Source organism: Halolactibacillus sp. JCM 19043, assembly GCF_001310395.1.
Lineage (GTDB): Bacteria > Bacillota > Bacilli > Bacillales > Amphibacillaceae > Halolactibacillus > Halolactibacillus miurensis.
This window is the reverse complement of the sequence record NZ_BAXD01000013.1, coordinates 1-25,511: the sequence shown is the minus strand read 5'-3', so window position 1 is coordinate 25,511 and position 25,511 is coordinate 1. Positions and strand designations below refer to the sequence as shown.

At 39.5% G+C, this 25,511-nt stretch carries 28 protein-coding genes and 3 pseudogenes; 23 read left to right on the top strand and 8 right to left on the bottom strand.

All coding sequences use genetic code 11. From position 1 onward, the window contains the following. Positions 1–407 precede the first annotated feature (407 nt). From JCM19043_RS07990 to JCM19043_RS07980, 3 genes and pseudogenes are all read left to right on the top strand, one after another. The gene (locus tag JCM19043_RS07990) at positions 408–1,223 is read left to right on the top strand and encodes a transporter substrate-binding domain-containing protein (protein ID WP_062321514.1); all 816 of its coding nucleotides are present in this window, start codon (positions 408–410) and stop codon (positions 1,221–1,223) included. Positions 1,224–1,366: 143 nt separating this feature from the next. After that, positions 1,367–1,974, top strand: a pseudogene (locus JCM19043_RS07985) (amino acid ABC transporter permease). Between the two features lie 13 nt (positions 1,975–1,987). Continuing rightward, positions 1,988–2,728, top strand: a complete 741-nt coding sequence (locus JCM19043_RS07980) for an amino acid ABC transporter ATP-binding protein (RefSeq protein ID WP_062321512.1) — start codon at positions 1,988–1,990, stop codon at positions 2,726–2,728. A 98-nt stretch (positions 2,729–2,826) separates the two neighbouring features. Here the strand turns inward: JCM19043_RS07980 and JCM19043_RS07975 are convergent, their stop codons facing one another. Further along, a complete protein-coding gene (locus JCM19043_RS07975; RefSeq protein WP_062321510.1) occupies positions 2,827–3,549 on the bottom strand; it encodes a MerR family transcriptional regulator in 723 nt (240 codons plus the stop codon). 177 nt (positions 3,550–3,726) lie between these two features. Here JCM19043_RS07975 and JCM19043_RS07970 point away from each other — a divergent pair, with 177 nt between their 5' ends. Continuing rightward, positions 3,727–4,458 (top strand): YkgJ family cysteine cluster protein, encoded by a 732-nt coding sequence (locus JCM19043_RS07970; RefSeq protein WP_231631463.1) that lies wholly within the window; start codon positions 3,727–3,729, stop codon positions 4,456–4,458. A 106-nt stretch (positions 4,459–4,564) separates the two neighbouring features. Here JCM19043_RS07970 and JCM19043_RS07965 read toward each other — a convergent pair. The 3 genes and pseudogenes from JCM19043_RS07965 to JCM19043_RS07955 all read right to left on the bottom strand — a co-directional run bounded on the left by JCM19043_RS07965 (position 4,565) and on the right by JCM19043_RS07955 (position 8,019). Then, positions 4,565–5,895: pseudogene (locus tag JCM19043_RS07965) on the bottom strand (TrkH family potassium uptake protein). Beyond that, positions 5,867–6,556 carry a TrkA family potassium uptake protein gene (locus tag JCM19043_RS07960; RefSeq protein WP_062321508.1) on the bottom strand — a complete coding sequence of 230 codons (690 nt, stop codon included), beginning with the start codon at positions 6,554–6,556 and terminating at the stop codon, positions 5,867–5,869. Before JCM19043_RS07960 ends, JCM19043_RS07965 begins: the two are co-directional and overlap by 29 nt. A gap of 170 nt (positions 6,557–6,726) precedes the next feature. Continuing rightward, entirely contained in the window at positions 6,727–8,019 is a 1,293-nt protein-coding gene (locus JCM19043_RS07955; RefSeq protein WP_062321506.1) for a methyl-accepting chemotaxis protein, read from the bottom strand. A gap of 165 nt (positions 8,020–8,184) precedes the next feature. Between JCM19043_RS07955 and JCM19043_RS07950 the strand changes: the two genes are divergently transcribed. From JCM19043_RS07950 to JCM19043_RS07935, 4 genes are read left to right on the top strand one after another with little or no spacing between them, the layout of a single operon-like run. After that, positions 8,185–9,132: a ComEC/Rec2 family competence protein gene (locus tag JCM19043_RS07950; RefSeq protein WP_197274786.1), complete on the top strand. Its 948-nt coding sequence runs from the start codon at positions 8,185–8,187 to the stop codon at positions 9,130–9,132. A gap of 2 nt (positions 9,133–9,134) precedes the next feature. Continuing rightward, a complete protein-coding gene (locus JCM19043_RS16880) occupies positions 9,135–9,542 on the top strand; it encodes a helix-hairpin-helix domain-containing protein (protein ID WP_062321502.1) in 408 nt (135 codons plus the stop codon). 5 nt (positions 9,543–9,547) lie between these two features. Further along, a complete protein-coding gene (locus JCM19043_RS07940) occupies positions 9,548–9,817 on the top strand; it encodes a DUF3006 domain-containing protein (RefSeq protein WP_062321500.1) in 270 nt (89 codons plus the stop codon). Then, positions 9,817–10,497 (top strand): CPBP family intramembrane glutamic endopeptidase, encoded by a 681-nt coding sequence (locus JCM19043_RS07935; protein ID WP_231631462.1) that lies wholly within the window; start codon positions 9,817–9,819, stop codon positions 10,495–10,497. Before JCM19043_RS07940 ends, JCM19043_RS07935 begins: the two co-directional genes overlap by 1 nt. Positions 10,498–10,577: 80 nt before the next feature. Here JCM19043_RS07935 and guaC read toward each other — a convergent pair whose 3' ends face one another. Then, complete coding sequence (gene guaC, locus JCM19043_RS07930) at positions 10,578–11,561, bottom strand: GMP reductase (RefSeq protein WP_062321497.1); 984 nt, start codon at positions 11,559–11,561, stop codon at positions 10,578–10,580. Between the two features lie 229 nt (positions 11,562–11,790). Between guaC and JCM19043_RS07925 the strand changes: the two genes are divergently transcribed. The 6 genes from JCM19043_RS07925 (at position 11,791) to JCM19043_RS07905 (ending at position 16,636) form a co-directional block, all read left to right on the top strand. Further along, positions 11,791–12,687, top strand: coding sequence for an alpha/beta hydrolase (locus tag JCM19043_RS07925; protein WP_062321496.1), 897 nt, complete (start codon positions 11,791–11,793; stop codon positions 12,685–12,687). 101 nt (positions 12,688–12,788) lie between these two features. Continuing rightward, complete coding sequence (locus JCM19043_RS07920; RefSeq protein WP_062321494.1) at positions 12,789–13,106, top strand: PTS sugar transporter subunit IIB; 318 nt, start codon at positions 12,789–12,791, stop codon at positions 13,104–13,106. A 94-nt stretch (positions 13,107–13,200) separates the two neighbouring features. Further along, positions 13,201–13,485, top strand: coding sequence for a PTS lactose/cellobiose transporter subunit IIA (locus JCM19043_RS16015; RefSeq protein WP_255349950.1), 285 nt, complete (start codon positions 13,201–13,203; stop codon positions 13,483–13,485). Positions 13,486–13,640: 155 nt separating this feature from the next. Beyond that, positions 13,641–13,847, top strand: a complete 207-nt coding sequence (locus tag JCM19043_RS07915; protein WP_062321492.1) for a hypothetical protein — start codon at positions 13,641–13,643, stop codon at positions 13,845–13,847. Positions 13,848–14,121: 274 nt separating this feature from the next. Further along, a complete protein-coding gene (locus tag JCM19043_RS07910) occupies positions 14,122–15,807 on the top strand; it encodes a methyl-accepting chemotaxis protein (protein WP_062321490.1) in 1,686 nt (561 codons plus the stop codon). Positions 15,808–15,934: 127 nt separating this feature from the next. After that, positions 15,935–16,636, top strand: a complete 702-nt coding sequence (locus tag JCM19043_RS07905; protein ID WP_062321488.1) for a CBS domain-containing protein — start codon at positions 15,935–15,937, stop codon at positions 16,634–16,636. Between the two features lie 78 nt (positions 16,637–16,714). Here JCM19043_RS07905 and JCM19043_RS07900 read toward each other — a convergent pair whose 3' ends face one another. Beyond that, positions 16,715–17,053, bottom strand: coding sequence for a thioredoxin family protein (locus JCM19043_RS07900; protein WP_062321485.1), 339 nt, complete (start codon positions 17,051–17,053; stop codon positions 16,715–16,717). A 235-nt stretch (positions 17,054–17,288) separates the two neighbouring features. Between JCM19043_RS07900 and JCM19043_RS07895 the strand changes: the two genes are divergently transcribed. The 9 genes and pseudogenes from JCM19043_RS07895 to JCM19043_RS17530 all read left to right on the top strand — a co-directional run bounded on the left by JCM19043_RS07895 (position 17,289) and on the right by JCM19043_RS17530 (position 23,766). Continuing rightward, positions 17,289–20,057, top strand: a complete 2,769-nt coding sequence (locus JCM19043_RS07895; protein WP_062321483.1) for an EAL domain-containing protein — start codon at positions 17,289–17,291, stop codon at positions 20,055–20,057. Positions 20,058–20,300: 243 nt separating this feature from the next. After that, positions 20,301–20,531, top strand: a complete 231-nt coding sequence (locus tag JCM19043_RS07890; RefSeq protein WP_062321481.1) for a glutaredoxin domain-containing protein — start codon at positions 20,301–20,303, stop codon at positions 20,529–20,531. Positions 20,532–20,566: 35 nt separating this feature from the next. Further along, the gene (locus tag JCM19043_RS07885) at positions 20,567–20,746 is read left to right on the top strand and encodes a metal-sensing transcriptional repressor (protein WP_307725268.1); all 180 of its coding nucleotides are present in this window, start codon (positions 20,567–20,569) and stop codon (positions 20,744–20,746) included. A gap of 109 nt (positions 20,747–20,855) precedes the next feature. Next, on the top strand, positions 20,856–21,155 hold the full coding sequence (locus JCM19043_RS07880) for a rhodanese-like domain-containing protein (RefSeq protein WP_062321479.1): 300 nt from the start codon (positions 20,856–20,858) through the stop codon (positions 21,153–21,155). 40 nt (positions 21,156–21,195) lie between these two features. Beyond that, the gene (locus JCM19043_RS07875) at positions 21,196–21,579 is read left to right on the top strand and encodes a DUF302 domain-containing protein (RefSeq protein WP_062321477.1); all 384 of its coding nucleotides are present in this window, start codon (positions 21,196–21,198) and stop codon (positions 21,577–21,579) included. Positions 21,580–21,717: 138 nt separating this feature from the next. Continuing rightward, entirely contained in the window at positions 21,718–22,389 is a 672-nt protein-coding gene (locus JCM19043_RS07870; RefSeq protein WP_062321475.1) for a hypothetical protein, read from the top strand. A gap of 78 nt (positions 22,390–22,467) precedes the next feature. Further along, a pseudogene (locus JCM19043_RS07865) lies at positions 22,468–23,135 on the top strand (cytochrome c biogenesis CcdA family protein). A gap of 17 nt (positions 23,136–23,152) precedes the next feature. Then, entirely contained in the window at positions 23,153–23,329 is a 177-nt protein-coding gene (locus tag JCM19043_RS17535; protein WP_231631461.1) for a hypothetical protein, read from the top strand. Between the two features lie 35 nt (positions 23,330–23,364). Further along, the gene (locus tag JCM19043_RS17530; protein WP_231631460.1) at positions 23,365–23,766 is read left to right on the top strand and encodes a TlpA disulfide reductase family protein; all 402 of its coding nucleotides are present in this window, start codon (positions 23,365–23,367) and stop codon (positions 23,764–23,766) included. 49 nt (positions 23,767–23,815) lie between these two features. On the opposite strand, the gene fetB is transcribed toward JCM19043_RS17530, so the two are convergent. Next, on the bottom strand, positions 23,816–24,571 hold the full coding sequence (gene fetB, locus JCM19043_RS07855; RefSeq protein WP_062321473.1) for an iron export ABC transporter permease subunit FetB: 756 nt from the start codon (positions 24,569–24,571) through the stop codon (positions 23,816–23,818). Continuing rightward, positions 24,568–25,293, bottom strand: coding sequence for an ATP-binding cassette domain-containing protein (locus JCM19043_RS07850; protein WP_231631459.1), 726 nt, complete (start codon positions 25,291–25,293; stop codon positions 24,568–24,570). Before JCM19043_RS07850 ends, fetB begins: the two co-directional genes overlap by 4 nt. Positions 25,294–25,511 lie beyond the last annotated feature (218 nt).

Genomic DNA, 25,511 nt, shown 5'->3' with positions numbered 1-25,511 from the left:
CACGTTTATAACGTTGTATGTGGCAACGTGTGTTGCGCCGCAAATAATCTCTGGTTAATTTATTAACCAGTAAAACCTCCGATTCTTTATTGAGTCGGAGGTTTTTTAATGTTTTTTAATAAAAAATGTAATCGCATTCATTATTGGTAATTTGGCGATTTTGATATGAAACTATAATGATTCATACCAGAAAAGCATAAAAAGGCGTTTAAGGTTTTTCTCTCTCGGGTAAGGGTAGTATAGGGTGAACTGTTTCGGGTCGAGCGAACAGTAATAAGTACTAAAAGAAGAGAGGAGGATGCGGGAACAGGTTGAGCAAAATTTTGCTTTTAAGCCATGATTAAAGGAATCACCTATACTTATTTCGGTTGAACGAGATAAAAAAAGTACAAGGGAGACGATTATTCATGAAAAAGTTAATAGGTATACTATTGTTAGGTCTAATGCTTACACTCGTTGCTTGTGGAGAAGATGATACAGCATCTGATTCAGACGCTGACGGTGCAGGTGATAGTGAGACAAGTTTTGGTTTAGTAGAACCAGGAAAGCTAACCTTTGCGGCATCAGGTGAGTTTAAACCATTTAGTTATATGGAAGGCACGGATATGGTCGGATATGATGTAGCTGTTGGGAAGGCGATTGCGGAGAAGTTAGGTTTAGAACCTAATCCAAAACGTGCGAAATTCTCAGGTATTGTGACGGGTGTAAGTGAAGGACGTTATGATATTGCGGTCGCAAGCCATACCATCACAGAAGAGCGTTTAGAACAAGTTGATTTTAGTGAACCTTATTATTATTCTGGACCTGTTGTTTGGGTACAACCGGGTAGTGATATTGAGACAGAAGCCGACTTAGAAGGTAAAAAGATCGCGGTTGCGCGTGGGACAACGTACATTAGTATTGCAGAAGGGTATACCGATGATATCCCGCAACTAGACAGTGATGTTGTGGCCTTACAGACGCTTTCAAACGGGAATTATGATGCGGTTATTACCGATGACGTCACTGGTAATGCGGCGATTGATAACGGACTTGAAATTGAAGAAGCGTTCTATTTAGGTGTCAGTGAACAAGGGGTTGCTGTTAATAAAGACAATCCAGAATTAACGGAAGAAATTAATGCAATCTTACAAGAAATGAAAGAATCAGGAGAGCTGAAAGCACTCGCAGAAGAATGGATCGGCGTCGATATTACGGTTGAACCAGAAGGGGCGTCTGAATAAGAGAGTAGGTCACGCTTATTGCGTGACCACGTCTTTACTCTGTTTATGCGCTACATAATATCGAATAAAGCTTTCATTAGAGAGAAGGAGCGGTCAAGTTGGGAGAGTTTTTTTCTATCTTTACAGGTAGTTTTGATGTTTTCATGGAAGGTCTTTGGCTTACGCTTAGATTGTCCGTTGTATCATTACTGATTGCGATTGTGATCGGGTTATTCTTCGCGATGCTGAAAATATCACGGATTAAAGTGTTAGAAATTATTGCGGATTTATATATTTGGATTGTGCGCGGAACCCCGTTAATCGTCCAAATCTTTATACTATTCTATGGCTTAGCTGAAATTTGGCTCATTCCAGAATTCTGGGCAGCCAGTATTGGTTTAGCCTTCCACTCAGGGCCTATATTGCGGAGATCATTCGCGGGGCGATTCAATCCATCACCAAAGGTCAAACAGAAGCGGCCCGTTCACTTGGGATGAACCGCTCACTTACGATGCGCCGGATTGTATTGCCACAAGCTTTTCGTCGTGCGGTACCGTCGTTAGGTAATCAATTTATTATTGGGATCAAAGATTCATCACTTGCCTCATTTATTGGCTTACAAGAGCTGTTTGGGGTGTCGAATACGATGGGGTCGAATTCATTTAATTACTTGCCTTATTTCTTTACCGTTGCGATTTATTACTTACTTATTGTCTTGATTTTAACGATTGCAGTGAATCAATTAGAGAAAAAATTAGCGGTGAGTGATTAAGGAGGGAATTAGGATGACAGAACCAAGAGAAATGATTCGAGTAGAAAAATTAAATAAATCATTTGGTGATTTACACGTCTTATATGATATCGATTTAAAAGTAAACGAGAGTGATGTGGTCGTTTTAATCGGCGCCAGTGGCTCCGGTAAAAGTACGTTATTACGTTGTCTCAACTTTTTGGAATTTAAAGATGATGGCAAGATCATAATAGAAGGCGAACAAGTCGAAGCGGATACGCATGACTTAAATAAAGTGAGACAAAAAGTCGGCATGGTATTTCAACATTTTAACTTATTCCCACATAAAACCGTCTTAGGCAATGTGATTGAAGCGCCGATTCAAGTGAAAGGTTTATCAAAAAAAGAAGCGATCAAAGAAGGGAAACGGCTGTTAGATAAAGTGGGTCTTGGTGATAAATATGATGTGTATCCATCACGCTTATCAGGAGGACAAAAACAACGGGTCGCAATTGCGCGCGCACTCGCCATGCAGCCGGACATTATGTTATTTGATGAACCAACGTCTGCGCTTGACCCTGAACTTGTCGGAGAAGTTCTTGAAACAATGAAAGAGCTAGGGGAAGAGGGTATGACGATGGTGGTTGTGACCCATGAGATGGGCTTTGCTCGTGAAGTAGGCGACTGGGTCGTGTACATGAACGAAGGCCGGATTGTCGAAGAAGGTAAGCCGGATCAAATTTTTGACCAGCCTAAAGAAGAACGAACGAAAGCTTTCTTAGATTCAATCCTGTAAAAGAGGGCCGAAAGTGTATATCACGAGATGTTTTAAATCAAGCACACCAAAAAACGTAAGGACTCATCCGTTGTCCTTACGCTTTTTGTGTGCTATTTTTACTTAAGCTGGTGTTCGGCGTAATAGATCATCGCTTCTTGCATAAATTGGGCTAAGCCCTCACCATATTGATCCATGTTTTCTGTGAAGCGTTCATCCATCGTATAAAGTTGAGCGACACCAATTAACATGTCTTTTGTATATGGGTAGATACGGTTTAATTGATCGACCCACACTTTTATACCGCTTTGAGCTTCCTCACTTGTCGGCGCAAGGTGACGAAGTGTGGCTAAGTGTTTAAAACTGTCATGCATCTGTTCCTGACTCACCTTTCCATTTTTTACGTTGGCTTTAGCGGTAAGTACAGCTTCTTTTCCGTATAATTGGGTGGCTTCCTCGTCATACTCGGTGTTGTTGAAATCAAATCCTTTAAACTTTTCTTCGTTTGACATATGTTTTCCTTCTTTCTCATGTAAGATTGTTTGATCGATTGTTTTAATCATCTCTGTTAATTGTGTGTGTTTTTTCATTAAAGCTTGTTTTTGTTTTTCAAGTGTGGTTAATCGGTCATGATCGCCCTCAAGGATTCGCTTAATATCAGTGAGGGATAGACCGAGGGTTTTATAAAAAAGAATGGACTGTAGCTGATTTAAATCATCGTCTGAATAATCTCGATAACCAGATTGATGACATTTTGCCGGCGACAACAAGCCAATCTTATCATAGTGATGCAAGGTGCGCTTTGTTAGACCCGTTAATGTACTTACTTCTTGAATTTTCATCTTCAGAACCTCCTTGTTCTCTACTATAAAGGGTAACGTTACGTGAGGGGCAAGTAAAAATTTAATTTTTCTCTCATGGATTTTTTGTGTCTAATAGCGGAAGAGAACAGGGTATGTTAAAATCTAAGAGTTGAAGACAACGATTAAAATAATGACAAGAAAACTGAGGTGTCGACAGTGACCGAATTAACATATGACCGCTTAATGGAAAAAATTAATCAGTTAAGTGAGACTTACGCGATTGATGAAGCGGTGTTTTATCAAATCATTGAACATTGGGATGAACAGGATGTATCCGTTGAGAAAAAGTTGAATGAATCGTTTAGAGGTTTATTAAATCAAGTCAGTGTTGAAATGAACAAGATGGATGAAATCATGGACGAGAGACCCACATGTTTTATGGGCTGTGCGTTTTGTTGCTACTTCCCGATTATTGTGACGGGATTAGAAGCGAAGTTAATCAAACAAGTGATCGACCGCTATCCAACAGAGAGAAAAGAAGCGATTCTTAAACATTTATCACGTTATCAAGTCAATCATGAGGTTAAGTTAAAACAAGCGCGCACGATTGACTTTAAAGACGATCCTGACTTTAAAAGAAAATACCGTACCCTTGATTTACCTTGCCCGCTGCTTGATTTAACAACGAATAGCTGTATGGCATATGAAGCCCGTCCGATTCCATGCCGAACGTATGTGAATTATTTAGATCCAAAACTTTGTGAAGAAAACCGCATGCCAAAAGAAACGGTTAGTTTTGAATTCTTATATGGCCCATATTTTGAAGCTTTGAATGAATTTGTGCAGTGGCTATATGAAGATGGTGACACCGGTATGATTCACTATCCGGATGATTTATTTAGTGAAGATTACTTAATTAATTGGCTTAATCCAACCGATCATGCTTAATCAACGTAAAGAAAAGCGTCTAAGACACAAGTCTTAGGCGCTTTTGCTTGGAGTGATTATACACATAACACAATTATACGAAATATAAAGGTAGGAACAGACATAATCAACCGGTGAAGATTTCACCCTTCGGATAGGAAATCCGAGGTGGTTGAGAGCGTGCAAGTGAAAAGGCAATCGTTAAAGGTCCCACACGACCGATAAACATGAGGAGCATAATCACAGGTTTACCAATCACAGATAACTGGTCGGTGATCCCGGTAGATAGGCCGACGGTACCAAAGGCTGAAAAAGCTTCAAACACCACGCTCATCATCGGTAAGTCTTCCGTTACTGCTAAAATAAATATCGCAATGAAAACGATAAAGAAACTAATAACAATGATGGATAATGACCGGATAACGACTTCCGTATCAATGCGTTGTCTAAAGGCAAATACTTGGCTATTACCACGGAGATAAGCAACCACCGCAAGGATAATAATAATTAACGTCGTCACCTTAATACCTGAAGCTGTCGAGGCACTCCCGCCACCAATAAACATTAAAAAGATTGTCAGCATGAGCGTACTTGGATTCATTTGACTGTAATCCAATGAGTTAAAACCTGCTGTACGAGGGGTTAACCCTTGGAAAAAGCTCCCCCAAATCTGTCCGTCAAGCGAAAGATCACCAATGGTATTGGGATTATTAACTTCTAAAATAAAAAAGCTAAGCACGGCGAAGACATTAATAAGAAATGTCCCGAGTAACATGACTTTCGTATGTAACGTCCATGTTCGCCATTTTCTTTTATGCATGAGCTCATAAATAACAGTAAAACCAATCCCACCTGAGACGAATAGAAGGTTATCACGATATTGATCAGTGGGTCTGCGACATAGTGAGATAAGCTATCACTAAAGAGACTAAAACCCGCATTATTAAATGATGAGATCGCGTGAAAGAGGCTAATAAATATCCCGCGCCCGACGCCAAACTCTGGAATCCACCGGATGCTTAACAGCGCTGTTGCGATCAGTTCCATCGTCACCGCAAAATAGAAAAGGGTTCGAATCAGACGGATGATCCCGCCCATTGAATTTTGATTTAACGCTTCCTGCATCAACAGTCTTTCTTTTAAACGGATTTTTTTTCCTAGGAATAAGATACTCATCACCGCAAATGTTAAAAAGCCTAAGCCGCCAATTTGAATAAGGATCATTAATACCGTTTGTCCGAAAGTAGTAAACGCTGTCCCTGTATCAACAACAATTAAACCGGTAACCGTAACGGCTGATGTGGCTGTAAAGAAAGCGTCCAGCCATGAGAGGGGCATCGTGCGGCTAATCGGTAATTTAAGAAAGAGTGTCCCTAACGTAATAATCACAAAGAAACCCATCGCTAATATTTGTGGTGGTGATAAAGGATTATCTCTTAGCTTTAAGCGTAAATTCATCGTATACTTCCACCTTTTTAAATTTTTGAATCGACCGGTTACGCCCTAAAATAATGAGGACATCTTTTGGCTGCATTAGATAGTAGGGACTTGGATTAATATCCACTTTACCGTTATGACGAATACCTATGAGTGATAAGCCGTAAAGGCCTCTTAAATCAATAGCTTCGATCGAACGATTGACTAAACGGTCGGAAACTTTTACTTCAACGATACTATGATCATCCGAGAGTTCAATAAAATCCATAATATGATTATGCAGTAATTGATTGACGAGTCGCTTGGCGATATCTTTTTCAGGCTGAATAATATAATCAGCGCCGATCCGACTTAATATTTTTGAATGGTTCTTGTTGATCGCTTTTACCCAGACGTTTTTGACACCCATATCTTTTAAGATGAGGGTCGTTAAAATACTCGCTTGAATGTCTTCACCAATCGCCACAATAACGTAATCAAAATTCGTTAAACCGAGACTTTTTAAGCGGTTTTCCTCTGTCGTATCAGCGACAACCGCATGAGTGGCAATCGCTTGATAATCGCTAACCAGTCGCTCTTTTTTATCAATCACAAGCACATCGTGTCCTTGCTTGATTAATGTATCTGTCACGCCACGACCAAATTGGCCTAAACCAATGACTGCTAATTGACGCTTAGCCATAGGATGACCTCCTTTTTTCTATATAAATCCGAAGTTTTTAAGCAATGTTTTACTTAAGCTACCATACGTTAATTATACACGAATGTCAATATAAAAACCGGTCAAAATGACCGGCTAAATAATAAGATAACGATCATCAAATCTGAGTCGATAGGCATCTATTAGATGACTCATGAGGGTAGATTTGCTTTGATCTGTTTGATGTAATCAACGACAAGATGTGAATCTTTTTCTATTTGTGTTAAGCTCTCTTCTGCGTCGTGTATGCGCTGGTTAGTGTAACTTTTAATGGCTGCACGCGCTTGGTCATGTATGCGCTTATGTGGTGGTAAAATCGATTGTTTAACGGCTTGACATTTCTCGGTCTGGGGTAACGTAGTTAACCACTGTCCGAGACGACAGTCTTTTTCAGTCCCAACTTGAGAGTCATCTAGTGTAACATAACCTAAGATCATATTGTAAATATTCCATTTCCACATTAAATGGTCTGCGATTGATACGTCAGCTTTTGTTTGATCGTTTAGATCGTGTAAATGTTGATACATCGCTGTCCGAATGGTATTCAGTGTTGCTGAGATTTTATAAAGTACGTCACCTGTTCTTTCGGTATCTGATTCAATTTGATGGCTGATATCATTAATTTGTTCAAGATGAGCCGCCATTTGTTCGGTTGTGGCTGATTGTTCTTCTACATTGGCACTTACTTCGGTAAATGCTTGGGTTAAATAATCAAAGGCTTCTTTAATACCATCCAGTTCATTAAAGGCCTCGCTCATCTTTTCATTGGCTTTCGTTAAGTCATCAACAATATCGTCTACTTTATCATTTGTTTGATCAATCTTCTTCGTGAGTTCTGAGACGATGGATTCAATCTGAGCTACCTGGACTTTCGTTGAATCGGCGAGTTTTTTGATCTCATTGGCCACAACAGAGAATCCTTTACCGTGTTCACCCGCACGTGCCGCTTCTATTGATGAGTTTAAAGCAAGTAAATTGGTTTGTTCAGCCACGCCTTTAATCACATCCACCATGTCAGTAATGCGAGCGGCTTCTTTGATCACTTCGGCCATATCGGTTTTAATTTCGCCGACGCGACTAACATCTTTATTCATTTGTTTAAAAGCTGTTTGGGCGTCGGATAAGCTTTTATCCGTGGTTGTTTTAGCTACGCCTGCCTTTTCGGCTGAGGTTTGGGTTTGTTTAGCAATCTCCTCTGTCGTAGAGGCGAGTTCCTCACTACCGCTGGCGACACTTTCAATAAGGTCAGCTTGATTACGGACGCTTAAAATCATTTGTTTGATGTAGTCTAAGCTCGTCATCTCAATTAATAAGGCATTGATCGATACGAGTGTCGTTTCTAAATCGTTGCGCTTTTCTGATAACTTTGTTGTTAGGTCATCTACGACAGCTTTTGTGTCATTTGCTTGGATATTGACAGGATGTTTTGGCTTTTTCTTAAACATGCTTATATCACTCCTCAATATAAATACACTACATATTTAATATCGGAATATTCTTGGCGGTTATGAAGAGACGTGTGTGGCCTTTGACTATAAATTTTCACCTGTAGATAGTCGACAATGTATGGTAAAATATAGGCATACATAGAGAGTGAGGAGATTGACATGTTGAAAAGATGGTTACTTCCTTTAGTGATGATCGTGCTTATGTTATCAGGTTGCGGGGCAACGTTAGAGTCATCGGACAGTGAAGGAACAAATGATGCCGCGACAGAAGATTTGGGGACCGATGTTGACCAAGCAGGGGAGGATTCAGATCAAGCCCAAAATGAAGTGAACAATGAATCGAGTGAGAACGAAGCAGCGACTGACACCGCTGTGAATGATGATATAACAGATACAGGTGAAACGTCTACAGAAGATACTAACCCTATCGAAGCATCTGGCAATATGACGGTACATTTTATTGATGTCGGTCAAGGGGACAGTATCCTCATTGAAACAGCTTCAGGAAATGTCTTAGTTGATGCAGGTAACTGGAATGGGCGTGCGGTGATTGATTATTTGAACAGGCGAGGGGTGACGCACCTAGATTTAATGATCGCTACACATTCAGATGCTGATCATATCGGCCAAATGCCACTTATCCTAGACGCTCTCACGGTAGATGAAGTGTGGATGAACGGCGTTGAGTCGACATCAAAAACTTTTGAGAATACCATTAATCTTATTATGGAAAAAGATATTGTCTACTATGAACCTGAAGTAGGTGATGGAATTGATTTTGGCGATGTCGCGATTGATGTTTTAGGACCTATCACAAAGACGAATGATGCCAATAAAGACTCAATCGTTACTAAAGTTACACACGGTACGATTGATATTTTATTAACGGGAGATGCAGGTATAAAAGAAGAAGCGACCATGATCAATCAATTTGGTACGGGGTTACAGAGTGAGATTTTAAAATTAGGTCACCACGGATCGAATACATCGACATCAGCGGCCTTTTTAGAAACGGTCAAGCCAGAAGCTGTCATTATTTCTGCTAGTGAAAAGAATAGTTATGGTCATCCGCATGAAGAAGTCGTTGCGCGATTGATCAAGGCGGGGTAGATGTGTATCAAACGAGTCAACATGGTGATGTTGTGTTTCAATCTGATGGGCAAAAACTCAAGCTCATTGAAGCAAACGACTACCCAACAACACCTGTGGTGACAAAGGACGATTCAACGAATGAGACGAAAGAGGACACAACAGTTGCACCACCTGTCCAGAGTCCAGCGCCTGATGCACAAGCTGATGATACGACGAATAAACAAGATGTGCAAAGTGGCGCGTGTGTCGATATTAATACCGCCTCAAAAGAGGAACTCATGACGATTATTCATATAGGTGAGGAACGGGCAGACCAACTGATTAAATTAAGACCGTTTGATTCTGTTGATCAATTGACCCGGATTAAGGGGATTGCGGCGGGAAGATTAAAGGATATTAAAACAGAAAATAAAGCATGTGTGAGGTGAATCTTATGAAAACATTAGCTGTCATTGACCGTTTCAGTGATTTGAATACAGCGGTCATATTAGTAGAATCAATGCATAAACAATTTGTCGTTAAAAAAGATCAATTGCCAACGGGGGCAAAGCCGCAAGATTATTTAGATGTGGAAGTGGCAGACGAGTCGCTTCAGATCCTCGGTATAAATACCGTGGAAACAACAAAGCGTAAAAAAAATATACATGAGAAGATGGAAAAATTACGGGCGAAAAATAGTGCGGTCAGTCGGAGGCGACGATGATGGATATGACAAGACATAAGCGCATAACGGCGCTCATACTGTTTATCACTTTACCTATTTTAATGGCGCCCGTTGACTTATTTCTTGCCCCGAACTATTGGGTAAAATCATTCGTTAAAATCATTCTATTTATCCTTGTGCCCTTAAGCTTGAATCAATATTTTAAATGGGTTAAGGTGAGCGATATATTTGTGTTAAAGAGGAAACAAGTATTACATATCGTTGTGCTAGCAGTCGCGACTTACGGATTGATCGTACTCGCCTATCTTTTGTTAAAAGATTTGTTTGATTTCTCGATGGTCACCGGCCAATTGGCATCCTCCATGGCGATCACTAAAAATAATTTCTTGTTTGTCTTTTTCTACATTCCGCTCGTGAATGCGATGATTGAAGAAGGTTTTTTTAGAGGGTTTGGTTTTTTAACGTTAAATAACTATTGGCCGCGCTGGATGAGTTATACATTAAGTGCTTTTGTCTTTAGTTTGTATCATGTCGCGATTATGGCACAGTGGTTTTCACCTGTCTTATTTCTTTTGTTGATTGCCAGTTTAGTCATCGCTGGGTTATTCTTTAATTATATTAATGAAAAGACCGGGTCCATACTCACATCGTATGTCATTCATGCCGGAGCAAACTTAGCGATTAACACGATTGGTTTAAGTCTATTCGGTATTATTTAACTACCAGTTATAACATGTAAAGAGCCACCCTAAACATGAGGGCGGCTCTTTACGTTTATAATGATACATCATCGAGTGCATTAATACACTTTATCACCATTGAAAATAGAATTTTTAACGACGACATAATCTACATTACGAATCGCCATTAACTGCTTTCCACCCGCATAAGAAATACTAGACTGTAAGTCTTGTTCCATTTCTAATAAAGTGTCAGCCAATTTGCCGCGGTATTCTACGTGCATTTTTTTACCTTCGACGTTCTTTTTCTCACCCTTTTGATATTCTGAAGCTGAACCAAAATATTCTTTATAGAGCTTGCCATTCACTTCAACGGTTTCACCAGGTGATTCTTCGTGTCCGGCAAATAATGATCCGATCATGACCATTGAGGCGCCAAAGCGAATTGATTTAGCGATATCGCCGTGGGTTCTAATACCACCATCGGCAATGACAGGTTTACTTGCGGCTTTTGCACACCAACGAAGCGCCGCTAGCTGCCAACCACCCGTACCAAAGCCTGTTTTGATTTTAGTAATACATACTTTCCCTGGACCAATACCAACTTTTGTTGCATCTGCTCCGGCGTGTTCTAGTTCACGCACAGCTTCAGGTGTCCCAACATTTCCGGCAATCACGAAAGCTTTTGGCAACTGTTGTTTAATATACTGAATCATTTTAATGACCGCTTCTGAATGTCCGTGGGCAATATCGATTGTGATAAATTCAGGGATGAGCGCTTTAGCTTTTAATTGATCGATAAAAGCATATTCTTCAGGTTTTACACCGACACTGATCGAGGCAATTAATTGATCCCGTTGCATCGATTCAATGAATTTTTCGCGTGTCTCAGGCTCAAACCGGTGCATGATATAAAAGTAACCGTCTGTCGCAAGCTTACGGGCAATACGTTCATCGATAATGGTTTGCATATTAGCGGGAACGACCGGTAATTTAAAGGTATAGCCACCTAATGTGACCGACGTGTCACACTCGCTACGTGACTCTACGATACACTTCGCTGGTACTAATTGAATATCTTCATAATCAAATACATTTTCCATTGTATACACTCCTAAAAGACGAATATTTTATAGTAGGTTAAACATTATTGTTCGAATCCCTCAAGTAATATACCGAATTTCAATAATAATGTCAAATATTTTTATTAAAAAACGAAAGATAATCTTAAGAGTGTATAAAATTGTTCGTTATTCCTGAATAAAATGCGCGCAAAGACGTAAAGATTTGATATACTATTTTTGTAAGCGTTAACTTAGGAGGAGATAAAAGATGCAAGTCATCACAGAGTATTTAAGAGAACATACACCGAAAGTGACACTGACCAGTTATATTATTGACGATAAGGAAGAGTTTCAAACGGGCATGAAGCGACCAGCCGTTGTTCTTGTGCCAGGTGGCGGTTATTTTGGTGTGTCAGACCGCGAAGGTGAACCTATTGCTTTGCGTTTATTAGGGCTAGGTTATCATGTGTTTCAATTGCGCTACACGACACGTGATACAAAAAATGAGACAGATCAAGATATGATCAGCGATCAAGCGCTAGAAGATTTAGCCACATCCTTTGAATATATTCACGCGCACTCTGATCAATTTTTAGTGGATACAAAAAAGATAATTCTCATGGGTTTTTCTGCGGGTGGTCACTTATCGGCGATGTTTGCGACTTATGGACAAACAGAGGCATTTTTGGCAAGGCGAGATCACAGTAAAGCAGTATATCAACCGGCTTGTCTTGTTTTGGGCTATCCCGTTGTTGATTATCTGGAAATGATGCGTGTTGTTGATGCTTCGGCATCAAGCGATTTACAAAACTTTTGGCAAGCATCTCATCAATATGTCTTCGGCACTGAACATCCAACAGACGATCAGTTACGTGAAAAAAGCCCTATTACTTATATTACGGCAGAAACCGTTCCAACGTTTCTTTGGCATACGGTTGAAGATGGTTTAGTCCCACACGAGAATGTTTTAACCTTTGCGCGAGTCTTAGCAGCTAACTGTGTCCCTTATGAGTTGCACTTATATCAAACGGGCGTCCATGGATTGGCCCTTAGTGATGAGACAACAATGGGTGAGGCGAGTCACGTCAATATGGCGGCCCAAACATGGTTGCCTCAACTTCATACGTGGTTAAAACAACACGGCATCTCTATCGCTCACGTCTAACTTTATAAAAAGAATGAAGGTTTACTAACTAGATAAAACAGGAAGAGTCTTATGTAAGCTATTTCTTAGCTTATGACCAAATCCTAAGGGAGGAATGTTGTGTGAAACACTTAGTCCTCGTATGTGCTGTTGGTATGTCTAGTAGTATGTTAGTTAATCGAATGATTCGGGTTGCAGAGAAACAAGAGTTAGAAGTCATGATTCATGCCTCTGGTATGGGGGATTTGACTTCTTTTACTGATGCAGCTGATGCGCTACTTATCAGTCCACAAATTCATTACATGGAAGAAAAAATTAAAGCGAAGTATCCACACATTCCAGTTATGTCTCTTTCGTCAAAAGATTATGCTGAAATGGACGGGGAAAAAGTATTAAGGCAAGGGTTAGACTTAATAGAAGACGGGCTCATGAAAGAATAAATGAGCTAAAATAATGAAAGAAACACAATCATGACAGCACTAAAAGGAGACCCTTATGACAGAAAAAGATTAGTTACAACAAAAAGCTTTTGGCATAATCGCAGAAGCAGGGAGTGCTAAAAGTTTAGCGATTTTAGCCCTCCAAGATGCAAAACAGCAACAAACTAAAGAGGCAGAACAGAAGCTAGAAAAAGCTAGACGTTACTTTAATGAGGCGCATCAGTATCATCGTGATCTAATCCAAAAAGAGGCTCAAGGCGATGATATCCAGTTATCATTAATTTTCATGCATGCAGAAGATCAATTGATGTCAACGGAGACGATTCTGATTCTCGTTGAAGAAATGTTGGCTATGTATCCACTTATTCACAAAAATTAAGAGAAGGTCATGATAGCAAAAACGAGAGGTATTAACCATTCGTCTCAACTCTTTGTGAGCGCAGTGTTAGTGCAGTAAAATGATAAACTTATGTTATACTACATGTGTGTGATTGGCGAAGCTATGGCTTGATTTTTTTTGAAAGTAGGGTGGATATGAAGTATCGTTATTTTTTGTTTTTAGCTGTGTTCGAATGCGTCCTTAGTATTGGGGTAGGACTATATAGTTATTCTCTCGGTAAATTCGATGTCTTTATCGTGGCACTGTTATTCATTGTCTTAATGGGGGCAGTGATTAATTTCGTCTTATACCGTTATTTTAAAAAGCTATCAACGCATACGGCAACAAATATAACAGAATAAACAAAAGGTGATCCGTTACGGTGGATCGCCTTTTTGTGTGAGTAATTATTGAGTGATTAATCCCTTGATTAAACATACGTATAAGAGTAGATGTAAGTAGGTGAATCACTTATATCTATGCGTATGTTTCCAACTAAAATCGAGAAAAATATAGCGCATTAAGGACTATTTACGGATAAAGATGTTATGTTTTTATAAAAAGTACTTGAATTCATCCGGACAAGTGACGATAATGTAAGTAGGAAGAACGAGAAAATATCTAGGAGTGGTACGAGTGAAAATTACTCAGAAATTATTAATGAATGCGATGATCGTCCTTGTTTTACTTGGGTTTGTTGGTTGGATGAGTATAGAAGCATTAAAAGAAACACGACAAAGTTCGGACGAAATGTACGAACAACGTATCGAGCCGATGCAAGATTTGAATCAAATGGTCCGGTTAGCTGAGAATGCGCAAGTGAACATGTTAACGGCGGTGACGTATGAAGATCCGTCATACATAGAAGTCGTAAGTGAGAATTTTTCAAAAATAGAGACACACATGACGAATTTTGAAAGCGCTATCCTAACAGAAGAAGAAGCAGAGTTGTTTAAAAAAGCGAAAGCTAATTGGATTAGGTTTGAACGTGTCGTCAATAATCATATGGTGATGATTGAAGCGGGTGACTATGAAACGTCAAGAGATGAACTGATGAATATCGGCATGTTTTATGAGTCATTAAGTGATTATTTAGAACAGTTGATGGACATGAATCAAGCGGCTGTCACTGACTTATATAGTGACACACAGACGGTCTTTCATAACAGCAAATGGATGATTTATATTGTTGTCGCTGTGGCGGCGATCTTTTCATTAGTGACAAGTACAATTTTAGGGCGCTCGATTACAGTACCACTTAAAGTTGTGACCAAACGCATGAAAGCCATGGCGACTGGGGACTTGACACAACAGCCATTATTTAAAAAGCGCCGTGATGAAATTGGAGAACTATCAAGACAGATGGCAGTTATGCAAAGAGATGTTACGGCGGTTATTTATGACATTAAAGAGACCGCTAAAGGTGTTATGGACCAAATCAACGTCCTCACGACATCCTCCCTACAAGTGAAAGAAGGTAGTGAGCAGATTGCCGAAACAATGACCGAATTATCGAGTGGGGCAGAAAACCAAGCACAACATGCTCAAGAACTCAACGAGTCCATGGAACGTTTCTTAGTGGCCGTCAACGACATGACACATGAAACAACGGCCTCTACAAAAGAAGCCGAAACGGTCATTGATTTAACAGCTAAGGGTGCTGATTCAATGGAACAAAGTGTCAAGCAGATGCAAGCGGTTGAGAAAGTCGTCAGAGCGGCGGTAGTCGGTGTGGAGGAGTTAAATACTGAAACAGAGAAAATCACAAAGTTAGTTGATGTGATTCAGAGTATCGCAGAACAAACAAATTTATTAGCGTTAAATGCGGCCATTGAAGCGGCCCGTGCGGGTGAACACGGTAAAGGTTTTGCCGTTGTCGCAGATGAAGTAAGAAAACTAGCAGAAGAAGTCTCTTCTTCTATCCATCAGATTACAACCATTACCGAGACGATTCAATCTGAGACCCAAACAGTGACAACAGGGCTAAAACGCGGGTATAGAGAAGTAGAAACAGGCTCCGCTCAAATTAATGAGACGAAAGCGATATTCTTAAACATGGACCAAGCTTATCATCGTGTCTCGCGTTCGCTGCAACAAGTAGCTGATCAATTACTATCATTAGAGAACGGCACAATAAACATGCAACAGTCCATTGAAGAAGTCGCATCACTAACAGAGCAGTCAGCCGCGGGTGTTGAAGAAACAGCGGCTTCGAGTGAAGAAGCCGTGCAGTCTATGAGTCAAATAACAACAGTGGGCCTTGAATTGACAACGCTCTCAAAAGAGTTAACAGATAAGGTGAATCGTTTCAAATTATCGTAAAGGCACCTTTAATGCATAGACCGGTTGTTATATTTTGGTCGCGTAGTTTAAGTGGACCATCTGGTATAGATTTGTCCTATTTTCGTGTATAATAGGCCTAAAGAGATGCAGAAATGAGGCGACTATGATGAGAAATGATGAACGATTTATTGTAGCTTTTAATAAGATTGAGAAATATTTTGATCAACAAATCCTTGATACACGCTACGTTCCTTTTCACCGCGCGGTCCAACGATTAAGAAAAACGAATCCGATTGTGAGTCATTATCAACAAGATTTACTGGAGTTTTCAGAACTTAGAAATGCGATTGTTCATGGGCGCACAGGGCACGAATATACGATTGCCGACCCGCATGATGATATTGTTGAATTGATTGAAAAAATCGAACAAGAACTTACCGCACCTAAAAAGGTCATTGATTTATTCGGTAAAACACTGCGGTCCATTCAAGCAGACTTAACGATTGAAGAAGTATTGAACATCATCAAAGAAACAACGTTTTCACAATTCCCAGTGTACGTAAGTAAGCAATTTATCGGTCTCTTAACGGATAAATGTATTTTACATTTTATCGCACAACATATGAATGGCGACTGTCGCAAGTTATTTCATACCGAAGTGCGTGAATTGGTACAGGAAGATGCGATAAAGGAAGCGAATTATCGATTTATTCCGAGTGATATGAGTGTATTTGAAGCGGAGGCCATTTTTATGGAAGCAATGAAAAAAGATAAACTGATTGATGCGCTTCTTATTACGGATACAGGTGAAAGTCATAAAAAACTAAAAGGCATGATTTCACCAACGGATCTTATTAAAATTGACTAAGGTTTTTAACGTTTCATAAAACAAAACTAAAACACCTGGCATCGTGATGAAGTCAGGTGTTTTAGTCTGTGACAGACTCTATTCATTGTAATAGCCGTCAACGATTTTACTTACCTTGTCGCGGAACGGTTCGATTGGTACGATTCGCGCTTCTCTTAAATACTCTTTGCCATCCACAAATAGAATCAAAACGGGTACGGTAAAGATATTAAAGCGACCCGCCACCTCTGGTACATTGGCTTGATTAACATAAGCTGTTTTCACTTGTGGGAAATCTTCAAATACAGTTTCAATTTGTGGGAGTAAACTCACACAGACGCTGCAATTTGGTCTTGAAATGTACAGGAATGAGACACCTTCGGTTGATAAAAAGTCATCAAGAGTGTCGTTAGAATCAATGGTATTAAACGTTGTCATAGGTTCACCTCATTAAATGATTATCTGATGTGTATTTAAGCACGTCTGGCGAACTTCTGCAACCTAATTGCTTGGGCTTTAGTAAACAATCGGGATGACCGATATTAAAACTAGTGACTTAGGGACCGTTTATTGTTTGATAGGTAAGGGAATACTTATACATGAGTTTAAACATGATTTATGTCGGTTTGTTAAAAGTCACTGTTGGTTTAATATGATGTTTGGAGTGAATCGAATGAAGTCATCACTACGTATCACATCAATTTATTTTATTATTTCAGCTTTATGGATCACCTTTTCTGATTATCTCGTAGAAGATACAGACTTTAGGTTATTTGATGTTGTGTCTGTCCAAACGTTGAAAGGTTATTTCTTTATTTTAATGACATCTGTCCTCATCTACTACCTTGTTGATCGTCTTGAGATGAAACAACAAGAAGCGCTTAATCAACGTTTAAATAAAGAACGTGAACTAGAGGAAATCTCACACATCAATGCCCGTTATAAACATGTGATGGAACAGATCACACAAGGGATCGTGTTAATAAATCCGAATAAACCACATCATCCGGTTATCTTTATGAATCGCGCGGCTGAAAGCCTTACCGGCTTTAATGAAACGGATATGTTTGGTCGAGAGTATCTTAAGATGCACCAAGTGCCGATGCCTGAGTTGGAACAGCAGCGGTTAAATGAAGCGATAAAGGATCAACAGCCATATGCGACAATATTACCTAACGTCAAAAAGGATGGGACATTTTACTGGCAAGCGATTAAAATGTCACCGATCTTTAGTGCAACGTCTCAATTAGAAAATTATTTAGTCATTCAAGAAGATGTGACCGATCAAACAGAACAACAACGTCTGATTGAAAATCAATTAGATATGTTTGAAGCGATTATTCGAGTGAGGGAGGAACATCAATTGCTCGAGTACTTAATCGATCGGGTCAGACACCACTTGGAAGGTGAAGTAGTGTTTTTACGACTGACAGAACCGTCTCACACGCTTCGATTTTATTCGAAGAATGTAAAAAAACCAACCCGCGAATTTTTCGATGCGCAACCATTGGACGGTCGCTTCATGACGTATTTAAGTGAAGATAAACAGGTCATTCATGCACAAAAGGTAACGATAAAAGAAGTTGATCCGATCTTTAACCAACAGTTGGGCTACCGATCGATGTATTCTGTGCCGGTGTATTCTGAAGCGAAGGAAGTTTACGGCATTTTAATCGTCTTAGTATGTGATGATGTCACAACGTTATCGATTCTCGATTCCGCCGTCTTATCGTATACCTCACTGTTTGCGATTGCGATGCAAAAACTTCGTTTTATGCAACAAATTACAGAAAGTGAACGCGTCTATCGGCTAATTTCTGAACACTCAACCGATATGATTGTCTTAATCAATGAGAAAGAGGGCATTGATTATATCTCACCTGCGGCTGAAAAGTTCTTTGGTGAGCTGCCGCATATGTATCGCTTACTCATGCAGCTCCCTGCGCGTTATCGTGATCAATTTGAAAGTTTCTTGCGCTTAGTGAAAAATACAAAAGAAAGCGATACATTAGAGTTAGACGTTCATCATCCTTTAGATGGTGATATGACAATGGAAGTTAATGCGGCTGTCTTCTTTGATCATGATGATTTAGAGGAGAAGCTACTGCTTAACATCCGTGATATTAGCGAACGCAAAACATTTGAACAAGCACTTAACCGATCACTATACTTTGATCCGTTAACGCAACTGCCGAACCGGTTCTATTTTAAACAAAAATTAAAGGATCGACTAAAAAGTCATTTAGCAACGAGTTTAGTGATGATTAGTTTTGATGAAATCAATCATATCCAACACGCCTACGGTGAAGATACGATGACGTTTATTTTAAAAGAACTCTCAGATTTAATGTCACCTTATAGCTTCATTCAACTGTTCTCTAGAACGGGTGAAAGTGAATTTTCTTTCATTGTCAATACGAATGAACAAGAGAAATTAGATGAATACATTCAGACGGTTATTAAGGCAATCGAAGAGCCGTGGCATTTAAATGAAAAAGATGTGATTACGACGATTTCTGTTGGGGTCTCGATTTCACAGGATCAGTCCATCGATCAATTAATGATCGAAGCAGAGATGGCTCTAAAAGAAGCGCAGTTAGATGATGAAGTGAAAACGCACTACTATCACCCTGACCAACGCGAACAATCTAAACGTCAACTACAACTAAAGAATGATTTGTATTATGCGAGTGATTACCAAGAGTTTGAGCTGTTTTATCAGCCGATTGTTGATGTAAGAGAAGAACGCCTCTATGGTTTCGAATCGTTATTACGATGGAAACATCCGTCATATGGTTATGTTAGCCCAACGGAGTTTATTCCTATTGCTGAACAATCCGGACGTATTGTTCAGATTGGTTATTGGGTGATGGAAAAAGCTTGTCAGCAATTAAAATTATGGGAAGATAGTGGTTTAGAAGCAGTTGTGTCTGTCAATATTTCATATCGTCAAATCATTGAGGAAGATTTTGTGGAACGCGTTAAAACGATTATCAATCATTGCGGGTGTCATCGACATCACTTAGTCTTTGAATTGACAGAGAATATTCTAATGAAAGATATTGCTTTATCCAATCGTGTACTGAATGAATTAAAAGCCATCGGCATCCGGATTTCGGTGGATGATTTCGGTATTGGTTACTCGTCGTTGTCGTATATTAAGAAGTTCCCGATTGATATATTAAAAATTGACCGAGCTTTCGTAAGAAATCTCGATGAAGAAACAAATGATTTAGCGATTATTCGAGCCATTGTGGAAATGAGTCGTTCGCTTAACTTACGTGTCGTGATTGAAGGTGTTGAAACGGAAGCGCAATTAAAGTTATTAAAACAATTACGCTGTCAACTCATCCAAGGTTATCTCTTTAGTAAACCCTTGCCACCTAAAGAGGTTGTGAAGCAAATAGCAGGTATTCAACAACATCTAGAAGGCATATCCTAACTGATTAAGCTTGGGGCTAAAGAAAAAGCGATGATACAAACATTAGCTTTTTTCTTTTTTGCCCTTTTTACTTGCCTATCTATCTCATGCTGATGGTTAGTTTAAAAAAGTGGTAAAGATAGGCTGGGATGGGAGTCTGAATCTTGCCTAGCGCAGAGGATATAAAAAAACAAAACAAAACAGTTGACTAGATACTTAGGGGTATATAATCAAATTAACAACGAATCATTAGGAGGTTATCAAATGAATAAAGTCACTGTTTATACAACCAATTCTTGTCCTTACTGCGTCATGTTAAAAAACTTCTTAGAAGCACAAAATATTGAATATACAGATGTCAATGTCCAACAAGACCCATTAGCGATGCAATATGTGATGAATCAAACGGGTCAAATGGGAGTGCCGCAAACAATAGTGAATGAAGAATGGGTGCTTGGGTTTGACCCTGAAAAGATTATGTCTCTCGTTAACTAATCGCATAGTGTGAGAAATGTTGAGGAGCGTTTAAAATGAAATATGATAAAAAACTAACCAATCGTCTTAAACGAGTAGAGGGGCAAATTAGAGGTCTCATTAAAATGATGGAAGAAGATCAATCTTGTCGTGACGTTGTGACACAGATGTCCGCTGTGCGCAATGCGGTTGATAAAACGATGGGGCTTGTCGTGAGTGAAAATTTACAACAATGATTAATCAACCCGCAAAGTGATGAAGAAAAAGATCAACTCATCCAAGAGGCGATGGAATTATTAATTAAGAGTAGAAAATAACACGTTGTGTGTATCAAAGGAGAAAACGATGAAAGCTATTGCTATAAATGATATTATTGAGAAATTAGAGAATAAAGAAGACGTACATGTGATTGATGTACGTGAACCATACGAATTACTAGACGGGAAAATTCCAGGTGCTATCAACATTCCGTTAGGTCAGATTCCATATCGCTTAAGTGATTTAGAGAAAACTACGCCCTATTATATCGTCTGTTTATCTGGAGCAAGAAGTCAAAGTGCGGTACAGTTTTTAGAAAGTCAAGGGTATGACGTCACCAATTTAACGGGTGGTATGATGTTTTATCAGGGACCGCAAGGGGTATAGGTATATTAACGTTAAAATATGAGAAGGAGTGATGGATTCGATGTATCATTATGTTGTCACATCAGAAAAATCAGCAGCTGAATTAAAGGATGCTTTATATGAGGTCGTTCCGACCATACAATTCGGGATTTTAGGTGAGCTTGATTTAACGGCGATTATGCAGAAAAAAGGTGTGGATCATCACACGCAGTCATACGAGTTTGAAGTATGTAATCCAAAGCATGCTAAAAAGTTAATTGACCAAAACCCACTTGCGCACATGTTTTTACCATGTAAAGTAACGATTTTCGAAGCGGACGGAAAAACACACATCGGTATGCCGCGACCATCTACGCAAGCGAGCATGCTAGAAGATACTAAACTAGAAGAACTGGCAAAAGAAGTGGAAGATATTTTAATTGGTGCGATTGACCAAATTAAATAACGAATGATGAAGATGCCCCTTTTTATCTGTAGCTATCTGATAAAGAGGGGCGTCTTATTTTTGTGGGCAAATAAGTGTCAACTTAATACCATATAAGGTATAATACTATACGATAAGGTTTATAAAGGGGGAAGCAACATGTTACCAGAAGCCATATTACTAGGACCGCTCGTAATAAAAGCAACACTGATTGTGACAATTTTAGGTTTGCTCGGTGGTGCACTGTTCTTTTATTATACCAGTCCACATGATAAGGCATTAAAAAAAATACATAGCAATAAAATACTAGACGGTGTGTTATATACGATGATCTTTACTATTGTAGCGAAAGTGATACTTAACCTGCCGTTATTTATTGACGACCCCGTTGCGGTATTAGCTTATCCAAGTGGTTCAAGCGCCCTTTATTTAGCTCTCGTCGGTGTCGTAGGTGTACTGGCTTGGTCTCTCAATAAAGAAGCAATCCGTCATCATCCGTTCATGGATAGCCTTTTCCGTTTCATCGTAGGGAGTCAATTTGTTCAATTATTTTTAACATTAACCGTCACGACTTATCACGTATCAATCTACCAACTGGGTTTATTATTTATCACGTTACTGCTGTTAGTGTTGCTAACGAAAACCCAGCTTGCTTTACCTAAACTCATTGGCTTGATAGCTTTTTACAGTGTGACGTCATTTGGTTTATACTTTATTGAAACAGTTCCGTTTTTTAGCTTTTACGTTAACGGGAGCTACTATCTTGTTCTTGGTTTTCTATTGATAGGCACACTCGTATGGTCACAAACACACACAACAGAAAGTAGGTAAACAATGCAACCAGCAACTGATGTTACACTATGGCTTGCGCTTTCCGCAGGTATTCTATCTTTTATGTCACCTTGTACCTTGCCAATTTTTCCGGCATATTTATCCTATATTACCGGCGTTAGTGTGAAAGATTTAAATGAAAAAAGAGACATGAAATTACAAGGACGTTTACTGCTGCATGCGGTGTTCTTTTTACTAGGAATGTCGACGGTATTTTTAAGCCTTGGTTTATCGGTCTCATTTTTAGGTGAATGGCTACAAACTTTATTAACCGGGGATACCGGCTTGTTCGTTCAACGAATAGCGGGGATCTTCCTCGTACTTATTGGCTTAGTTGTCGGTGGATGGGCGAAGATTCCGTTCCTTATGCAAGAACGTCGGATGCGGATTAAAAATAAGCCGGCGGGTTTATTTGGTAGCTTCTTTGTTGGGATTGGTTTTTCCGCCGGATGGACACCATGTATCGGCCCGATTTTTGCTCCATCCTTATTTTAGCGGCGACTAGTCCAGCAGCGGGAGCGCTATATACTGTTGTCTATATTATTGGCTTTAGCTTACCGTTTTTGCTCTTTACCTTTTTCTTAGGCTCACAGCGCTGGTTAGTGAAGTACAGTGAAAAGCTGACGAAAGTCGGCGGCATATTGATTATCATGTTTGGGTTACTGCTGTTTACGGGAGAACTTGCACGATTATCAAATTGGTTATTGCGCCTTGTCGAAGACACATGGTTTGAAAATCTAGGATAATGAAAGGAGAAAGGTGAATGAAAAAAATAATCATTGCGGCCTTATTATTGTTGATGTTTGGATATAGCTTATATGAATTTGTTGATCCATTTGGTGATGACGGGACAAGTGAAGACTTTGATATAGTAGAAGGCGACGGATCACTTGAAGAAAGTGATGAGGCCAGTGATCAAACTGACGCGGTCCATCAGTAGGGACAAGTGTCGGTAACCTGGCACCTGACTTTACGTTGTCATCAACAAATGGTGAGACGGTGACACTATCTGATTATCGTGGCCAACGGATCATGGTTAATTTCTGGGGCACTTGGTGTCCACCGTGCCGTGCGGAAATGCCTGACATGGAGAAGTTTTACCAAGAAAACGATGTTGAAATCCTAGCGGTTAACTTAACGCCAACGGAGTCTAGCGTAAGTGATGTCACGGAATTTATCGATGAATTTGGCTTGTCATTTCAAGTGCTTTTAGATGAAGAGTTGGCCGTCTCGTCTCGTTACGGTATTCAACCGGTACCGACATCCTTTATGTTGATTCAAACGGTATCATTCAGTACGTGGCCCTTGGAGCCGTTAATTATGAACAAATGGTCGAAGCGCTTAATACGATGGAGTAAGCACACTCAAATTAAATAATCTGTAAAGAAAACAGCGACACCAAGAGATGCTTGGTGTCGCTGTTTCTTTATTTAAACGTTTGTTTTAACTGCATTTGTTCTGTAAATAAGGTTGGATAGGATAAGAAACCTAACATAATACTCGTTAAAATCGCTGTTGTGAGTAAAATAAATAGAATTAATAGTTGAAACTGAACGGCTTGAATCGGGTCCGCACCAGCAATGATTTGACCACTCATCATCCCAGGTAACTGAACGAGTCCCATCGTTTTTTGTTTCTCAATCGTTGGCACGGTACTCGCTTTAATTGACGTGAGCAGTTGCCTGTGAATCGCTTGTTTTGTCGAACCGCCGAGTGAGAGAATGAGTTCAATTTCATCTTGTTTATCCTCAACTTCAGATGTTAATCGATTGAGGAACAGAATCGATAAAACCATCGCATTGCCGACAACCATTCCGCTGATGGGAATGACATATTGAGGTGTCGCGGGGGTAATATTTAAACCAATTAAGATGGCTTGTGTCAGCAGTTCAATTGTTGTATACGTTAAGATCAACTTCCACGTGATGCCTTTGTAATTGATCCCTTTTTTTCTGGCATTATGGGTGGCCGCAAAAATAATTAAGCCTACCATAAGCATCATAAAGATAGGAGAATCCTGGTCAAAGATAAACTGTAGTAAGTAACCGACAATCAGTAGCTGAATAACTGAGCGCGCGGTCGCCACAAGAATATCTTTTTCAATGCCTAACTTTAAATAGTAAGCCAGTAAGAGTGGAATCAGAACGAATAGTAATGTCAGTGACAGAGTAAAGTAAGTCATGATTGATCGCCTCCTTCTAAAAAGTCGATGACCCTTTGATCGGTTGCTTCATCTAATTGATTTGTTGGTCCTTGGTAACGGCATTTACCGTCAATTAATACCCATGTATTGTCGCTTAACCGTTTGGCTTGGTCAATATTATGTGTGATCCACAGAATCGTCTGATGATCCTCTTTGTTAAGCTGTTTAATTAATGTTTCGATTGCTTGGGTGGAGACTTGGTCTAATGAAGAGGTGATCTCATCCATTAATAAAACCTCGGGTTGATTGACTAATGTGCGGGCAATCGATACTTTTTGTTTTTGACCGCCTGAGAGCTCCTTCGCTTTTTTGTGTAAGAAGCGTTCTTCTAAACCAACCTTTAGTAAAAAAGACAGCGCGTCGTCTTCGCTCAATGTGTCATTCTGTAACTGACGAGGTAAAGCTAAATTGTCATACACTGTCCCCGGTGTCATGACGCCTTCTTGTAAGACAATGCCGATGTTTTTTCTTAAGATCATCGGATGTATTGTTTTAACATCTTCATTATTAAAAGTAATGGTTCCTTTTGTGTGGGTTTTTAATTGATTGATTAATCGGAATAAGGTGGATTTTCCAGCGCCAGATGGACCAACGAAAGCTGTAATTTTGCCAGCTTCAATCGTACCAGAAATGTCTTTAATAATAGCTACATCATCTATATGAAAAGACACGTGATCAAGTGTAAGTGCAGTTTGCGTCATCGTCATTCTCCTTTTTCTCCTTATTACTTAAATAAATTAATTGTCTGACTCTTATTTAATATGTTTTAAAAATAGAGAGTCGGGTATATTTAAATGTAAGTGAACACTAACTTTATTAATTCTCCTATATTATAAGATAGAAAAGGGATGAAAGTAAAATCATTTATCTTTTAATCCTAGCGCACAAAGAGTCAAAAATCGAATTGACAAAATAATTA

What these genes read in the sequence shown, in the direction of transcription:
- JCM19043_RS07990 (WP_062321514.1), top strand. Translation starts at nt 408, where the DNA reads ATGAAAAAGTTAATAGGTATACTATTGTTAGGTCTAATGCTTACACTC.
- JCM19043_RS07980 (WP_062321512.1), top strand. Translation starts at nt 1,988, where the DNA reads ATGACAGAACCAAGAGAAATGATTCGAGTAGAAAAATTAAATAAATCA.
- JCM19043_RS07975 (WP_062321510.1), bottom strand. Translation starts at nt 3,549, where the DNA reads ATGAAAATTCAAGAAGTAAGTACATTAACGGGTCTAACAAAGCGCACC.
- JCM19043_RS07960 (WP_062321508.1), bottom strand. Translation starts at nt 6,556, where the DNA reads ATGGCTAAGCGTCAATTAGCAGTCATTGGTTTAGGCCAATTTGGTCGT.
- JCM19043_RS07955 (WP_062321506.1), bottom strand. Translation starts at nt 8,019, where the DNA reads ATGTTTAAGAAAAAGCCAAAACATCCTGTCAATATCCAAGCAAATGAC.
- JCM19043_RS07940 (WP_062321500.1), top strand. Translation starts at nt 9,548, where the DNA reads ATGAAAACATTAGCTGTCATTGACCGTTTCAGTGATTTGAATACAGCG.
- JCM19043_RS07935 (WP_231631462.1), top strand. Translation starts at nt 9,817, where the DNA reads ATGGATATGACAAGACATAAGCGCATAACGGCGCTCATACTGTTTATC.
- guaC (WP_062321497.1), bottom strand. Translation starts at nt 11,561, where the DNA reads ATGGAAAATGTATTTGATTATGAAGATATTCAATTAGTACCAGCGAAG.
- JCM19043_RS07925 (WP_062321496.1), top strand. Translation starts at nt 11,791, where the DNA reads ATGCAAGTCATCACAGAGTATTTAAGAGAACATACACCGAAAGTGACA.
- JCM19043_RS07915 (WP_062321492.1), top strand. Translation starts at nt 13,641, where the DNA reads ATGAAGTATCGTTATTTTTTGTTTTTAGCTGTGTTCGAATGCGTCCTT.
- JCM19043_RS07905 (WP_062321488.1), top strand. Translation starts at nt 15,935, where the DNA reads ATGAGAAATGATGAACGATTTATTGTAGCTTTTAATAAGATTGAGAAA.
- JCM19043_RS07900 (WP_062321485.1), bottom strand. Translation starts at nt 17,053, where the DNA reads ATGACAACGTTTAATACCATTGATTCTAACGACACTCTTGATGACTTT.
- JCM19043_RS07895 (WP_062321483.1), top strand. Translation starts at nt 17,289, where the DNA reads ATGAAGTCATCACTACGTATCACATCAATTTATTTTATTATTTCAGCT.
- JCM19043_RS07890 (WP_062321481.1), top strand. Translation starts at nt 20,301, where the DNA reads ATGAATAAAGTCACTGTTTATACAACCAATTCTTGTCCTTACTGCGTC.
- JCM19043_RS07885 (WP_307725268.1), top strand. Translation starts at nt 20,567, where the DNA reads ATGAAATATGATAAAAAACTAACCAATCGTCTTAAACGAGTAGAGGGG.
- JCM19043_RS07880 (WP_062321479.1), top strand. Translation starts at nt 20,856, where the DNA reads ATGAAAGCTATTGCTATAAATGATATTATTGAGAAATTAGAGAATAAA.
- JCM19043_RS07875 (WP_062321477.1), top strand. Translation starts at nt 21,196, where the DNA reads ATGTATCATTATGTTGTCACATCAGAAAAATCAGCAGCTGAATTAAAG.
- JCM19043_RS07870 (WP_062321475.1), top strand. Translation starts at nt 21,718, where the DNA reads ATGTTACCAGAAGCCATATTACTAGGACCGCTCGTAATAAAAGCAACA.
- JCM19043_RS17535 (WP_231631461.1), top strand. Translation starts at nt 23,153, where the DNA reads ATGAAAAAAATAATCATTGCGGCCTTATTATTGTTGATGTTTGGATAT.
- fetB (WP_062321473.1), bottom strand. Translation starts at nt 24,571, where the DNA reads ATGACTTACTTTACTCTGTCACTGACATTACTATTCGTTCTGATTCCA.
- JCM19043_RS07850 (WP_231631459.1), bottom strand. Translation starts at nt 25,293, where the DNA reads ATGACGCAAACTGCACTTACACTTGATCACGTGTCTTTTCATATAGAT.